This is a genomic window from Moraxella cuniculi, assembly GCF_900637105.1.
Lineage (GTDB): Bacteria > Pseudomonadota > Gammaproteobacteria > Pseudomonadales > Moraxellaceae > Moraxella > Moraxella cuniculi.
Genome location: NZ_LR134343.1, coordinates 917,645 through 934,235 on the forward strand (window position 1 = coordinate 917,645; position 16,591 = coordinate 934,235).

The window sequence follows — 16,591 nt, forward strand, 5'->3', positions numbered from 1 at the left end:
CCCCAAATGACCACCCCATAAAAAACCACCAGCCAAGCCAATCTGCTCAACTGATGGTTTTGATGTCAATTTGCTTTTAAAACCCCACCCCCAAACTCACCCCACTCACCCAATCTTTGTTTGAAAAACCTGTGGGCTCGCTGATTGCTTTTGAGGTGAAAATGTCATAGTTAAAGCTTAAGTAAGGATTCTTGGTATTTGGCATGTATTGTCCTTTAATGCCAATGGCGGCACCTGCTAGATGCTGTCCCAGCAATAGCTCATTTTGGCTTTTGTTGTGGTTGGTGATGTAACCTGTATCCAATCCCAAATAGATGGCATGGCTTGATTGGCTGTTTGCTTTTTGCTGATTTAAAAAGCTTGGATAAAAGCTGATATCTTGTCTTACCAAGATGCTATTATCTGCTGATAATGAACGCTCCCCATCAAAGCCTCTAACAGTGTACCTACCACCAATTGCCATCTTTAAATCTGGTGTTAGACTGTCTGTGGCGTATTGGGCTTTGAGTGTGGTACTGTGGATGATGGGTAGTGGTTTGTTGTTAATGCTTGGGTTGTATTTACTTGTTAGATTGGCGTTTAATTGATAAATACCAACACGGGCAGAACCCTCATCAAACAGCTCTTCTGGTGAGGGCAAGGCATTAAAAGCTGCACTGCCGCGTTTATAAGAAATATCTGTCGTAAGTTGATGCTTGCCTTGTTTTAGGTAGGTTTCATGAGTAATGCCCATTTGATAACCAGCAATCTTACGAGTTTGTACATCGATGATTGTACCATCAATATCACTTTCTTGAGATTTGATAAACCCACCGACATACACATGGCTTTTGCTATGAGCATCTCTGTGTATTAAGTGTGATAATTTGGCATTATACCCACGAGAAGTACCACCATAAACATAATCTTGGGTGCTGCCTGCTACGGTTTGATGATAGGTGTAGCGATTGGCATTTAGTTGTAATAAACTATTTTTAATTGGCAATACATAACCAATACCATAATTCTTAGAGCCTTTGCTTTTATTAGACGGATAATCTTTATCGTCATTAAGCTGATTACCCAAATCCCGCCCAAAGCTTAAATAGAGTAAATCATTAAAATTTGCCAAATTATCCACACTCAAGGTTGCCATGCCTTGATATTTACCTGTGGATTTAGAGCCTGAATCATCGACGCTTAGACTGCCACGAATGCGGCGGTTTTGACTATAGTCAATTAAAATATCGCTAAAGCCAATACGCTTATCACCAGACGGCACAATCTTAAAATTAGCATCACTACTTGGCACGCGTTTAAAGTTCTCAAGCATGGTTTCTAAATCACGGATGTTTAATAGCTTGCCTGTTTGTGTGGTAAGTGCTGTGTCTAAAACAGCAGGATAAGCCATGTTTGTCTGTTTAACATAGACAGGCACTTTACTATCTGCTGTATTTACCAGCACTTTAGCAATCTTACCAGGAATTAAGGTTAATCTTAATTCACCTCCAGATAAATTCTGATCAGCCACCATAATACGACTGGTAACATAGCCTTGTTCAATTAAGCGGTTTTGTACACGAGTCAAGACAGCATTGATATCACCTACCGCCATACACTTGCCTAACACACTACCATTGCCCATAATTTCAGGAAGTAAAGCAAAGCCAAGCTTGTCTGCAAAGGCAATATCATCTTGTGATAACACCGAATAGCCAATCCGATAAATATCAAAGCAAATATTGCTATCATCTGCCAAAGCTTGCTCATCGTTGATGGCAGACGGGATGGAATCAATACCTGTTAATACCGTTGGATTGGGTACCAATTGGTTAAGCAGAGCTTGATTGCGAGCATCTTGGGTTTGCAGGAGGGCTTGGCTTTTGGTGTTGGCAAGGGCGATGCCGTGAGTAAAAATTGCTGTCATGCAAATAAAAAGAACGGAGTATCTAGCCATCACCAAATTTCCCAAAAATATCAAAAAGAATATATCAAGCGGTGTTAATCTGCACAAATTGTTAATTATTGCTATCATTATACTAAAATGTTACAATCATATCACTATTGTTTTTATCTGTCAGAGATTTGAACCGTGAACCATATTTATAAAATCGTCTTTAATAAATCCACACAGACTTGGATGGCGGTTTGTGAATATGCTCGTGGTGTGTCTTGTAACAGTGTCAGTGCTGGCAACAAGCCGTCAATAAAAGGCATGATGGGCAAAGTAACCGCTTTATCCTTTGCAGTATTTGTGGCTTTACAGTCAGCCCACGCCAACACCCCAACAACCATCTTAGCCGACAAATCCGCCGATAAATCACTACAACCCATTGTTCTACCCACAGCCAGTGGCATCACTTCAGTCAACATCACCACCCCCCAATGCTCGCGGTTTATCCAATAACCATTATAGCCAATTTGATGTCGGCAGTTCTGGTGTTATTTTAAATAACAACCGCCAAGCAACAAATACCCAAATTGCAGGCTTTGTGGCAGCCAACCCCTTTATGGCTCGTGGTGAAGCTTCTACCATCTTAAACCAAATCAATTCAAGCAAGCCAAGTCATTTGAACGGCTTCATTGAAGTGGCAGGTAAAAAGGCAGATGTCATCATTGCTAATCCATCAGGCTTAGTGGTCAATGGTGCAGGGCTTATCAATGCAGGCAATGCCCATCTGGCAGCAGCAGGCAGCCAAGTCAATCAAGGGCAGGTATCTGGTTATCAAGTCAGTGGCAACTCTGCTGCTCATATTGAAGTCAATGGCAAACTAAACCTACAAGGCACCGATTATGCCGCTTTAATTACCAAAACTGCCCAAATCAATGATAAGATTTATGCAGGTAATACGCTTGATATTATTCTAGGCGAAAATCAAATCAGTCTTCAAAATGGTGATTTTACCAAGCTTAATGCCACTAATAAACAAACCAGTGCATTATCCGCCAGTCAAACCACCAATAAAGAACAGCGAGGCGTTGCCCTAGACATCTCATCTTTGGGTGGTATGTATGCTGGTAAAATCCATCTGATTGGCACGGACAAAGGCTTTGGGGTTAATAACACTGGTGTCATCACCGCAACTGGCAAAGGCGTACAGGCAGGCGGTACACTCACCCTAGATGCTCAGGGCAATCTTGTCAATGCTGGCATACTGTCTGCCAAAGACAAACTTGCCATCAATACCCATAATCATTCTGTTCTAAACGATGGCACACTGCTTAGCGAACAAGCCAATCTCACCATCAATACAAAAGACCTTGAGAGTGCAGGCACCATCCACAGCACTCAGACCACCCAAATTGATGCCACTGATACTTTAAACAATCAAGGCAGTATTTATGGCGGTGTTTTACAACTTACCACCAATCAGCTTGATAATACAGGCAAACTCATCCAAACAGGCACAGGCCGTCTTAATATCAGCACAGACACACTCACCAACAGCAATAAAGCCGTCATCGGTCAAAGTCTGTATGAGCAAACCACCCTCGATGCACCAAGCACGCCAAGCAGCGATCAGAGTGCTGGTACTATTGGTAGTGATTCTAAAGACAATACAACAGCCAACACTGCCAACTCATCAAACCCATCACTACCTGCAACCACAGACACAACTCAGTCCATCCCAGTACCAAGTGCTGATGGTTTTATCACAGCCAAATCTTTGACCAACACAAACGATCAAGCACTCATCACAGCCACAGGCGACATTAGTATCACCGCCAATCAGACAAAGAACACCAATCAAGCATCCATTGACGCACAAACCTTAAACACCAAGACTCTTACCAACACCGACAGTAAAATCGCCTTAGACACCGTTAACTGGCAATTAACCAGCTTTGACAACAGCAAAGGCGATATTAGTGCCAAAGATGGTATGGTGATTGACAGTGAATCTACCATCATTAATGCAGAGGGTAGTTTGACAAGCGGTGGTGATATGATACTTATCGCCAAGGACAGTATTATCAATCAAGACGGCACCATTACCGCAGTCAAACAAGCAGATATCACTGCCAAAGAATTACAAAATGGCGGTACTATCACGGCTGATACGCTGACCATCACCCAACAAGCAGACTATACCCACACGGATCAGGATAAGCTTGTTGCCAATCGCCTAGCGTTTACAACAAGTGGCAAGCTGATTAACCAAAGTCAATTTACCGCCGATCAAGATTTGACACTGAATGCCAATGACATCACAAACCAAGGCTTGATCAACAGTGAAAACACATTCATCAAAGCTGCAGGCACCATTGATAACTTGGCTGGTGGTCGTATCTATGGCACACACCTTGCCATTACTGCCGACACACTAAACAACACCCCAGCCAAAGCCAGTGATACCGACAGCCATCACACCGCCCCAGTCATTGCAGCCAGAGAGCGTCTGGATATTGGTGTAAACACCCTAAACAACAACCCCAACCCTGACAGAGCGGGCAAATTCAACGAAAACTTCGACAGTCAAGCTTTAATCACAAGTCTTGACAGTCTTAACATTGGCGGCAGTCTTGATGACAATCATCATGCCACAGGCAAAGCCGAAGCCATCATCAATAACGGTGCAACCATTGAATCTGGTGGGCAGATGCAGGTTAATACCAAAACCTTGTTAAACACCAATGCCGACTTTAACAAGCATACAGTCAAGGTAGAGGAAGAATCTGTCTATGGACAAACACTCTATCGCAACCGTGAGCAGTCAGGGGCAGCTCCTGTCATTCAAAAAAGCACCAATACTGATGATTTGGGCAATAAACCAATGGCAGGATTGTTTGACTGCCCAGAGGGTAGCGACTGCATCATCAACTACGGCAATGATTCTGCCATCTGGTCGTACTTTAAAATTGAGCCGCCCAAAGAGCCTATCCCAAGCATTAAAGCTCAGGATCTGTTAGATGAGCCTGATCTGCCAGAAAATGAAACCACCCAAAGCTGTGCCTTGGCACCTAAAAGCAACCAAGCCTGCACACAATACAATGAAGACTTGGCAAATTACACCAAAGCCATGGCTCCTTTATTAACATGGGAACAGAACAATGCTGCTGCCATTGAAGCATTGGAACTTGCCATCAGAGCATACAACCGCCAATTTAACAAAACCAAAAGTGATGTTGATTTGGCTCTCAATATCTACACCACCGATGAAGCCTACCTAGGTCCAACCAGCCGTAAAGGTGCACCAACTGGGGCTTTGTATGTCAAACAAGCAAATGGCAGCCACCAGCGTGTTGGTGAAGAGATTGATGAAATCACTGTAGACTTTGTTGTTTATGAGGATAAAACTTTAACCTCTGACCCTGCTCGCATGGTGGCAGGAGGCAACCTTATCATTCAGGGCAATACACTGATTAATGATAAAAGTCAGATAAATGCAGGCGCAGGCTTTGCAGTGCTTGGCGATACTGTCATCCAAAACCCTGACAACGGTCTGTATGGTGAAAAAACCAAAGTAACCGAAAATGGCCGCTTTATCAGCCGCACAGTTGTCTCCTCTGGTGCAGGTCGTAGGCATAAGCGTATTGATATCGGCAGCGGTGCCTTTGTACAATCCTTTGCTCCGCTGGCAACTTACGAGCTGCCTATCCTAAACGCCACCATCAACACCACAGCAAGCAGCACAAGGATTGATAAGCCAGCCACAATCAATAACAACTCTGTCATTATTGATATCAACAGCAATGACAATAACATCATCATCCCAACATCAGCCCTATACACCATCAATGCTGATGACCCAAATCAACCGCTGATTCAGACCGATGCCGCCTTTACCAATTACAAACAGTGGCTATCGTCCGATTATATGCTAAAAGCACTACAATCAGACCCAAATCACATCCACAAACGCCTATCTGATGGCTATAAAGAACAGCAATACCTCAAAGAACAATATCAGCTATTAACAGGCAGACACATCAACACCGATTATACCAATCAAGAACAAGCCTTTAAACAGCTGATGAATCAAGGCATCACGGCAGCCAAACAGTTCGGCTACACACTTGGCACGGCACTTACGCCTGATCAGATGGCAAACTTAACCACCGACATCGTCTGGCTGGTCAAAGAGTCCATCACCTACACCACCAAAGACAAAGATGGCAATACCATCACCAAAACCCAAGATGCCTTAGTACCCAAGCTATATCTAAGATCTGCCAATATCACGACAGGCACACTTAGCCCTGATGGTAGGTATGCTGCCATGTCTGGCAAAAACATCAACATAGAGCTGACGGGCAATCTAGATAACAACGGTAATGTCATTGCCAAAGACAGCATAAACATCACCGCAAACAACGCCACCAATAAAGGTGCTGTGCAAGGCAACTTTATTGCCATCACAGCAAACAATGACATCACCAACCATGGCACCATATACGCAAACAGTGCCATGAGCCTTGATGCCAAAAACCAAATCATCAACGAAAGCCTAACAGCTACCCAAACAAACACACAAGGACAAAGCTCTTCATCCAACACCACCATCACACACATCGCCACCATCCGTGTGGGAGATGGTTTAAAAGACCAAACAGATGAACAGGGTAATCCATTAACCACTCTAAACATCCAAGCGGGTAACTATGTCCTAAACAAAGCTGCCAACATACAAAACGATGGCGGCAGTACCGACATCACCGCCGAAAACGGCATCGACATTGGCACTGTTACCGTAAGCAACCATATTAGTGCGGTGGCAGATGACAACAATTACTTTAAGTACAGCCAAACAGAAGATGTGGGGCCAAATATTAGCAGTTATGGTGATACTGTGATTGCAACAACAGGTCAGGGGGCAGACATTACAGGCAAGGCCGCCAATATTCGGTCAGGGGGTGTAAGTGCTGTTATTGCTACAGGTGGTGTGCATTTTAGCGAAGGGCGCGCGACAAGTAGTACTCAAAGCTCATCCACCCATCAACAGAGCAAATGGTATGGCTCCAAAGACATTACAAAAATCTATGAGTCCAGCAGCAACACTGCTGTGCTTAGCAGCATAGATGGCGATGAGATATATGTCATTTCAAAAAATTCTGATATTGATCTTTTTGGCACCAATATCACAGCCAACGAGCAAGCAAGCATCAGTGCCAAGCAAGGTGATGTCGCCATCGAATCCGTCAAAGATCGTGTTTATCAAAACACCATCCAAACCACTCAAAACTTTTATAAAAATACAGGCAATGTCGATGGTTTTTACCAAGAAACCCTTGCTCAAACAGGTGTTCGTGCGGGTAGTATTGACATTCAAGGAAACTCTACCAATTTAAATGCGGTCAAGTTACAAGCTCCCAACGGAGTCATCACTGTTGGCAATGCCCATCTTGCCACTAATGATGATGGTACCTTGAAGCTTGATGACAATGGCAAGCCCATTGTCCTATCAGGCGACATGCAGCACCTAAATTTAGGCACAGTAGATTTAACCAATAAAACTTGGCAAGAAAGCTCTAGCTCCTATCGTGGTTTTGTCAAAGATGTTATGAAAGGTGTTGGCGTGGTAACTGGTGCTTTAGGACTTGGTAAGGGTATTGCACTTGCCGAATCGCAAAGCAATCATACCACTGTCCATACCCAGGCTACCACTCAACTCAACGCCAATCAAATCCATTTGGGTGCATCCCAAGTTACCGCACAAGGCAGTGTAATAGATGCAGGAGATGACGGCTTTGTCAGCGTCTTGGGTGATGATATTTTATTTACCACCGCCAAGCACAGTCAAACAAACACACAAACCCAAACACGCCAAACCATCACTGGCGAGGGTATGCAATTTGGCAAAGATCGCTTACAACTTGGTGCTGTAGTTTATACAGATACGACAGATACCCAAACTACCCAAAGCACCACTCATGATGGCGTAACCGTTCGTGGTAATAGTGCGGCTGTACTTGGCGATATGAATGACGGCAGTCTAACCACGCAAGCTACCAACTTTGATTTGGATCGCACATCAGGTACTTTACTCATTGGTGCCAAAAACACCTTGCTTGATGGTGCCATCAATCAAAGCACTCACACTCAAAGCAACGAAACCAATACCACTCGTCTTGAAGCCAGTATTCATCATGCCGCCGTTGATACCGCTGTAGCTGCCGAAAACGTCAAAGAAGCTATCCAAAGTGCCAATCATGCTCGCAAAGCACTAGAAAATGCTCAAGATGAAGTGGCGGCAGGCAAACTTGAAGCGGATGCCATCAACGACTATGAAGCCAATCTGGCTATGGCAACCGCCAACATCGCCAATGCCCAAATCGCTTTAGGGGCAGTAGCAGCCAGTGCGGCTAATACGGCACCGACACTTGGCTTTAGTGCCAAATTAGGTGCAACGCATACCCAAAGCCAAAGCCATCAAACACAAACCAACCAAGACTTTGTAAGCACTCAGATCACCGCCGCCAATACAACGCTGGTTGGTGATGAGTTTACCACCAAAGGATTGCAAGCCGACATTGATAAGCTTAATATTGACCACCTAAACAAGTTAACCCTAACCCATGCCACCACCCAAGATACAAGCCAAAGTAAAAGTAGTACGAGCACCATTGATGCCAGTATCAGCACTTCAGGCAATCTATCAGCAGGCATGGGCAGACAACAAAGCCACAGCCATAGTACAAGCACGACCGCTCATGACACCAAACTTAACTTGGGTGAGCTGAACGGTCATGCCAAAAACACCACTTTACACGGTGCTACCATCAACGCACAAGGCGGTCATTACAGCACAGATACGCTTAACATTACCACCAGCCAAAATACCCAAAAAAGCCAAAGTGGTAGCAAAGGCGGCAATATCGGCGTTGGTACCAACAGTCTAAGCCTAGGCTATAATCAGCAAAACAGCCAAAGCGATATCACTGCCAGTAATACACCATCAGGCATTGTCTATATCACTACAGATAACACTGGCAATAAACCAAACCACAGCCTAACTGCCAATCATACTTCTATTACGGGTGGTATCATTGCCGCCATCAATGTAGATGAGCAAGGTAATCAAACCAATGGTCAATTAAACTTCACCACCAACACCCTAATCACCCAAGACCTACTGGCAACAGAATCTAGCCAAAACAAGGGCTTTGGTATCAATGTAGGTTTTACCAACAAACAAGGCGATATTGATTTATCCAATATCGGCATATCTGCAAACAATCAAGGTCATGACAAACAAACCCTTGCTCTTGCCACCATTGGTCAAGGTGCTACCATCAATAACACCATCACCCATAACGGACAACGCCAAACCACCACCGACCTTAGCCAAACAAACATCAACACCGATGCCCTAAACACCCAAAAAGTCATCAAAGACCAAAAAACAGGTGGTCTTGACATCAACACCACCATAGATGCCAGAGTATTCACCAAAACAGGTAGGCAGGAGATTAAAAAGGAGCAAAAGGAACTACCCAACAACGCCAAAGCTGCCTTTGGCATGCCAGCCATCGCAGCTGCTGCCATCACAACAGGCTTAATGGATAATGAAAAAACCATCAATGATAACACTCGTATTCAAAAAGCCAAAGACAATCTAACCCAAGCCAGAAATAACCTCTTAACAGGGGTAGATAAAGCAAATACCAGCCTAAACGCCCATGTGGATGCCATCATTGATGGCGACCTAACCGATGTCGCCCAAAACCAAGATATCCTAAATGAGCTCAACGCACAGCTGACCCAAAACACCAGTGCTGATGGCACGACTGTCTTTTTAACCGAAAACACCACCAATCCACAAGGTGAAATGGTTCAAGGGCTTGCCAATCCCACCAAAGGACACACCTACCTTGACATAGACCATCTAGACAATGCCATAGAAGCCCTAAACCACGAAATCACCCACCACAATGGACAAGGTGAAACTTCTGCCACAAGAATGGGCAAACTGGGTAATTTGGCGTATAATATTGGCACAAGTCTCAATCAAGAGGACATCAACACCCACAGGCAGGCAATTACACCAACAACTCAAACCCTACAAAACCTAAGCACTAAAGAACAACTTGCTTATCACACTCAAAATCAAGCACTCTTGGATGAGAACAAGGCGCAGTTGGAGGGGGAGAAGGAGAGTGATAGGGTTTGGAGCAAAGATTATAAACTAGGGAAAGGCTACCCTAAGCTAAAATATGATGCTGGTGCTGGAGAATGGGGTAGTGAACAAGCATCATTTGAAGTATATAGGGATTATAGTATAGCCATGGGCGTAGCCCTGAATTCCCCTGTATATCCAGATGCAACCGCTGCATTAAGACACTATTTGGCAAACTCTGGGGAAAATTATCAAATAGATCTTGAAGGCTTGATGAAAGATAGTGGTATTGCCCCGATTGTTCAAAAGGAAATTAATTACGCTCAATCCTTTATTGAGCAAAATCTGACTTCAAAAGGAACAATAGATTTTCATTCTACTGGGGCAAGTGGGGCTTATGCAGAGAGTAAGAATTGGTTTTATGCGACCGGAGGAGTGTTAATATATGGGGGTGGTAGTGCTACATATGATGGTGAAGGTAATTATACAATGGACTTTAACTTAATGTCTTATGATAGATATAATTGGGATGGTGGTAAATCTGTTACAATATTGGGACAAAAGATTACCGATGACCAACTGGGAGCCATGCACAGAGCTGGTATAGCAAAAGAATATAATATGTATGGAGCTGTACCTTTAACAATTACATGGTCTAAAGATGATCCAAAACCAAAAATTACAATCAATAAATCCAAATTAAGGTAGCAACCATGAAAATACACTATTCTAAAATTTTTATATTTTTAACTGGTGCTTTGGTTGGTTTTATATTATTTATTGCTTACAATACATCATCAAAGCCAGTATATGAATGGAAAAACAAATCAAACACCTTAATCTTGTCGGTTAGCCACAATGGAACCAACTATGGGTCTTTGCCTTTCGGAGATTACCATAGTTTTTTCTTAACGCCTTATGCAAATGGAAAGACCGTCCCTCGTGGGACTCTAATTACAGTAAGTGATAATTTTTCGGATTATGGTAGCCTAAAAGTTGAATGGCTAAAAGATGGTTGCTTAATAACATCAAAACATGGCTACAAAATCTTTATGCCATATCCATAAATGTAAAAAATTATATCAAACCCTAAACCACGAAATCGCCCACCACAACGGCTTAGGCGAAACTTCTGCACAAGAATGGGCAAGCTGGGTAATTTGGCGTATAATATAGGTACCAGTCTTAACAAAGAGGACATAAGCACCCATAGACAAGGCATCACACCAACGGCTCAAACCAAAGCAACTTTAGACCAACAAACGCAAAACTTACTCAAAGCACAAGACCAAGCCTTACTTGATGCCAATCAAGAACAGCTTAAGGGAGAGAAGGAAAGCGGGGATGGGATTTACAATGCTCCGATGACTACAAAACGAGGTCAGCTAATTACCGAGAGGCATAACAAAGAATGTAATCAGCTTGGCATTCCTGCGAATCAATGTGGTAAATATCATGGCGACAAAAGTCTTGAGACACTCAAAGAAGTGGGTCTATTTATTGTACCAACCACCCCTGAGGAAATCGCCCTTGCTGTTGTTACAGGTGGAGCAGGCAGATATGTCATTAAAGCTGGTGGTAAAGTAATCAGTAAAGTCTTTAAAAGTAAAGATGAAGCTGAGAAGGTGGTGGCTGAGGCTAAGAGGATTTCAAAAAAAGATACTCCAAATGGATATGAGCCTGATAATAATTTGTTGGGTAGTCCTGCGAGTGGAAGAAGGGAGTATTATAATTTTAATTTAATGTCAAAAACAGAGGCGGAAGAAATTGCTACCAAAATTAGCGTGCGTTCACCTGTAAAAATTCCCAATAATGCCACTAAAAAGATTGACCAAAAATCTGGGTATGCTCAAATAAAATATACTTGGATTGAGAACGGTGTTAAGTATGAATCTAGATGGCATACTAGAACCCCAGGGGCTCCTGCAAACCAAACCAATTCTTGGGTTGTAACCAGAAAAGTTCAAGGAAGTAGAACGCAAAAGGCTGGAGATACAGAATATTTGCTAAATAATGGTCAGTGGGTCTCTGAATCCAAATGGAATCATGCTTTAAAATTAAGAAAGCAAGGAAAAGAAACAAAAGAGAGTAGAGAAATACTGGATGGAGGGCATATAAAAGATGTTGAATGAATTAGGTGTTTTTATGATTGAAGGTACGGATATGTACGATTATTACGATAGTGATTATTATGGTATGTCAGCTTATATATTTTGCTACAAGAATCAAGATGAAAATTTTTTGTTTACATTACCTGGTTGTTATTTTGAAGAAATTTTAAAAATGATGTCAGAGTCAATTAATAGCAATTACTGCTTATTATTAGAAAAATTTATAGATGCTGGTTTGGATTTTGATTTCGATTTTCAAAATCATGAGTTGGGAGGATGGTGGGAAATACCTGATAAAAATCTATTGTTAGAAAATTTGAAAGCGATAGATTTTAGTAACATGAGCCCAGACTTAATTAATGATGATGCTGAGTACTATCTTGACTTGATTGCTGAAATGCATAAAAACTTGGTAAGCTACCTTGATAATAATTATCAAATTTTTTTGCACTATATGTAAATTAATTATAAATCATAGAATTATGACAAAGGGAATGGTATCTATGCAACCAATACCAGTAGCGGAGAAAAGTTTTCCTCTCCAACGAACTATTATCTTATTAAAGGAACTAAAAAAGTGAGTATTGTTCCTTACAGTCCCAAAGGTCCACGTCAATGAATATTTACTATGTGACATATTGCCTATCAAAGGCTTGTTTAGGTGAAATTAGTGAAAATTTTTCCAGAATTTATTGGTCTTTTGATAAATATAAAAATATTACTGTTTATTTTTATTTAATTTCTGAAATAGAAGAAGATGTGGATATAATTTTGGAAGAAATATTACCCATGTTAGAATTTTTTCTTGAAGAAGATTTAAAAATGGTGGGAGAATACAGTTTGAATCATAAAATATTTTATGATGATTGCTATATTGATTGTGATGATTATCATTTCTGTATGGAATTTTTTAGAAAAAAGGAAATAGGTGAATCATGTCAATTTCAGCAAGCATAGATTTTAATTTTTATTCAAGTAGTGTAGAGATTACACCATTGTTATTAATAAACATCTTAATATCAAATGGTTGGTCTTTGTTGGGTTGTGGAGGTAAATCTTACCTGCCCATTGGAGATATCGATGATTTTGATTGGCAATACTCAAAATCCATAACTGATGATGAGATTATGGATATTTGTACCATAAAATTTAAAAACAAAGAAATCATAGGGTTGGAATTGACATGGCTTGATACTAATATCGGTGGAAATTTCTTATTTTACCCAGAGGGTGGATTGTCTTTTGTATTGAATATAAAGCGAATTGAAAACCCATTAACTGCCTTAACGGATTTTAATTGGTATTTGGAAAAAATTGTCCCAGTTCTCATAAGAAATCATATCAAGGTAGAAAGGGTGGAGTGTAGCCATATGATATGATTTAATATACCATGAAGACAATCGGATTTTTATAAACCACGAAATCGCCCACCACAACGGCTTAGGCGAAACTTCTGCCACAAGAATGGGCAAGCTGGGTAATTTGGCGTATAATATAGGTACCAGTCTTAACAAAGAGGACATAAGCACCCATAGACAAGGCATCACACCAACTGTTCAAACGCTGCAAAACTTAAGCCCACAAGAGCAATCTATTTATCACACCCAAAATTAAGCACTCTTGGATGAGAATAAGAGGCAGCTAGAGGGGGAGATGGAGAGTGATGGGGTTTGGAGTTATTTATATCATGAGTCTGGATTAAGAAACCCCAAGTTAACTGGCAGGCAAAGAAGGCATATTCAAGCCCTAAAAGATGCTGGTGCTGTTTCTTATGAGGAGATTGAGAAAAAATTCAATGCTTGCCAAGGAAATAAAGTCTGCGAGAAAGAAGTAGAAAAAGAATGGTGCAAGCAATCAGAAATCACACGCCAAATAGAACGAGATTTGGTTGTAAAAGGCATTTTGACCTGGGAGGATTTTGACAAATTTGAAGGCGGTATTGGTACTGCTACGCCACACTTATCCGCTATACAAAACAAAAAACATAGCTTGGCTCAATCAGAGGTATTTAGTTGGAATCAGCCTGATCATATAGCGAGAACAGAAGCTCTTAGAAGAGATGGCGGAGTAACACCTGGAAGTACTGAGGATTTGCTAATGCAAGCTGGTGCTGGTACGGTTGGTGCAGTAGCGGCTGGGCGTGGGAAAGTTACAGTTAGTTCTAATGCTGGCAATTCAAGTCAAAATGTAAGTATTTCTCCTATTCGCTTACATGACAATAGCTCAAGTAAAACTTGGAGTTCTCCAGCTGGATTAAATTATGGTCAAGGCTCAAGAGAAGGAAATAGGGTCAAGCATGTGTTAGAGCATGCGCAACCCAATAGTAATAAGCCAAATCATACGGTGTTTAATGTGCAAAGAAATCAAATTTTATCGTTGGTTGATCAAGCGTGGGTAAGAAGAGGAAATCCTTTACCATCAGATCCTGGCGTTTATGTTATCCCCATGGGTAAAGTTGTCGGGACTCGTGGAGAGACTTCAATTCGTATTGTTGTAAAACCTGGCACCAACCAAGTTATTACAGCTTATCCCACTCCTTAGAGGTATACACTATGTTAATATGTCCAAGATGCGAACAAGCCTATTTGCTTAAAGCAAAAATTAAAAAAAACAATGAGGTTATTTTCTTATGCGAAGAATGTGAAGCTATGTGGCTTGAAAATCAAGATGTTGACTTATTGAATTTTGCGGATTTCAGCACCTACTTGGTTAGCCATAACTTGCAACCTTTATGGGATGAAATTGATATTTTGTGATTTCACCTAGCTCGTAGGTTGGGTTGAACCGCCGTTCCACCCAACATTTAAATTCAGCCCTTGATTTTGTTGGGTTTCGTAAACTCAACCCAACCTACGGGCTAAGACAAGACAGCATCCAAACCCTAGGTCATGAGCTAGACCACATCCGTGGTGGCAAAAACAAAACCTTGGCAGATTTAGCAGGACTTGCCGCCAAGCTCAATACCGAAGCTGTCATCAGTGCTAATAAAGACAGAATCAACCCCATCAAAGCACAGCTAGAGGATGGCAAAGATGCACAAACAACCCTTCAAAATCAAGCATTGCTTGAGGGGAATAATAAGACCTTCTTTAAGGACTGGGTAAAAAACACAGAAAATTGGCAGTATATTATTACAACTAAAGATGGAGAACAACTTGCTCGCCATAAAATGTTTAATGGCACCCAAAAAATGGTTTATGATTATTTGCAGCAAAACTATCCAGATGTCTTTAAAGCAAACGATGAAGAATTTTATAAGTTAGTCAGTCAAGCTATGAAAGAGATGGGAGTTTCTGATTCAATTTTTATCCCTTTCACTGGCAACAAATATTATGCAAATGATACCCTTATGAATGCAAAGGAGGCTCAAACTCGCACTGATAAAGACGATATTTTATTTTATAAAAAAGAATTTATTGAACAAATGAGAGATGAAAAGTATATTTGGAGTGATGAGCAGTTCAGGGAATTCAAAAAATCTGACGTCTATTATTATGATAAAATTCAAAATGGCATAGCTACCCAAAAACTTATTCAAGCAGGATTGGAAAAAGGACTGCCCCTTGCTCAAGCTGCTTTGGGTATTGGAGAGGTTATTGGAGGTGTAACCACCCTTACAACTTGCCCTAGTGTCGCAGGTTGTGTGGTTGCCACAGCAATCATTGTTGATGGTGTTGATAATGTTTCAACTGCTTTTGTCAATTACAATGAATCCATTGACGAACAAATCGCTTCACTTGGGCTAAAAAATCTTGGTGTGGATGAACAAAATGCTAACCTTATCAAACTTGGCACAGGTTTAGGTACTGGTGTTAGTGCAGTTGTAATTGCCAAGAGTGCGGATGGGGTGATTGATGGTGCAAACGCATTATCAAGATTGGATGCTAATCCCAAAACAGTTATTGACAATAATGTCAATTCTGAATATGGAGACTATATTTTACCAACAGGTCTTCAAACCATAGACCCTACAAGAACTTCATTCTCACAAGCAACGGTCAGTTATCAAAAGATGGAAAATGGTGTGCCAAAAGATTATAATTATGATAGCATTGTCTCTGCCATGAAAGAAAAACAAGGTTGGATAGGCGACCCTGTTGATGTGGTTAATATGCCAGATAAAGCCCCAACCAGTATGGACAACACCCGTATTTTGGCTGCCCGTGAAGCAGGTGTAAAAGTAGAGGCGAATGTCCATAATTTTGATGATCCTTTGACAAAAGCTGAAGCAACTCGCTTTACTTATAATGGCATAAAACCTAAAACTTGGGGTGAAGCTATTCAACTTAGAGTGCAAAAACAAAGCGATATGGGCTTCACTCCCAAAGAATGGTCATCTCAATACCCTAATGGCAGTATCTATGACCCCAAAATCACCTATGATTGCAAAAAAGTGAAAGCGGGTAATCAAGAAACCCAAATTTGCCAACCTAAAAAATAGTG

10 protein-coding genes are annotated in these 16,591 nt (G+C 41.5%); 9 read left to right on the forward strand and 1 reads right to left on the reverse strand.

Annotation, left to right across the window (positions count from 1 at the left end):
- Nucleotides 1-76: 76 nt before the first annotated feature.
- The gene (locus EL162_RS04290; protein ID WP_170161414.1) at nucleotides 77-1,906 is read right to left on the reverse strand and encodes a ShlB/FhaC/HecB family hemolysin secretion/activation protein; all 1,830 of its coding nucleotides are present in this window, start codon (nucleotides 1,904-1,906) and stop codon (nucleotides 77-79) included.
- Nucleotides 1,907-2,071: 165 nt separating this feature from the next.
- Between EL162_RS04290 and EL162_RS10385 the strand changes: the two genes are divergently transcribed.
- The 9 genes from EL162_RS10385 to EL162_RS10355 all read left to right on the forward strand — a co-directional run bounded on the left by EL162_RS10385 (nucleotide 2,072) and on the right by EL162_RS10355 (nucleotide 16,589).
- The gene (locus tag EL162_RS10385) at nucleotides 2,072-2,386 is read left to right on the forward strand and encodes an ESPR domain-containing protein (protein WP_126330325.1); all 315 of its coding nucleotides are present in this window, start codon (nucleotides 2,072-2,074) and stop codon (nucleotides 2,384-2,386) included.
- Entirely contained in the window at nucleotides 2,331-10,745 is an 8,415-nt protein-coding gene (locus EL162_RS04300; protein ID WP_126330327.1) for a two-partner secretion domain-containing protein, read from the forward strand. Before EL162_RS10385 ends, EL162_RS04300 begins: the two co-directional genes overlap by 56 nt.
- A 5-nt stretch (nucleotides 10,746-10,750) precedes the next feature.
- Entirely contained in the window at nucleotides 10,751-11,104 is a 354-nt protein-coding gene (locus EL162_RS04305; protein ID WP_126330329.1) for a hypothetical protein, read from the forward strand.
- 75 nt (nucleotides 11,105-11,179) lie between these two features.
- On the forward strand, nucleotides 11,180-12,169 hold the full coding sequence (locus EL162_RS04310) for a hypothetical protein (RefSeq protein WP_126330331.1): 990 nt from the start codon (nucleotides 11,180-11,182) through the stop codon (nucleotides 12,167-12,169).
- Between the two features lie 13 nt (nucleotides 12,170-12,182).
- The gene (locus EL162_RS04315; RefSeq protein ID WP_126330333.1) at nucleotides 12,183-12,608 is read left to right on the forward strand and encodes a hypothetical protein; all 426 of its coding nucleotides are present in this window, start codon (nucleotides 12,183-12,185) and stop codon (nucleotides 12,606-12,608) included.
- Between the two features lie 155 nt (nucleotides 12,609-12,763).
- Entirely contained in the window at nucleotides 12,764-13,105 is a 342-nt protein-coding gene (locus EL162_RS04320) for a hypothetical protein (protein WP_126330335.1), read from the forward strand.
- Nucleotides 13,084-13,527 (forward strand): hypothetical protein, encoded by a 444-nt coding sequence (locus EL162_RS04325; RefSeq protein ID WP_126330337.1) that lies wholly within the window; start codon nucleotides 13,084-13,086, stop codon nucleotides 13,525-13,527. The genes EL162_RS04320 and EL162_RS04325 overlap by 22 nt, the downstream gene beginning before the upstream one ends.
- 274 nt (nucleotides 13,528-13,801) lie before the next feature.
- Nucleotides 13,802-14,689, forward strand: a complete 888-nt coding sequence (locus EL162_RS04330) for a hypothetical protein (protein WP_126330339.1) — start codon at nucleotides 13,802-13,804, stop codon at nucleotides 14,687-14,689.
- 238 nt (nucleotides 14,690-14,927) lie between these two features.
- A complete protein-coding gene (locus tag EL162_RS10355) occupies nucleotides 14,928-16,589 on the forward strand; it encodes a hypothetical protein (RefSeq protein WP_197718997.1) in 1,662 nt (553 codons plus the stop codon).
- The last annotated feature ends 2 nt before the right edge of the window (nucleotides 16,590-16,591 follow it).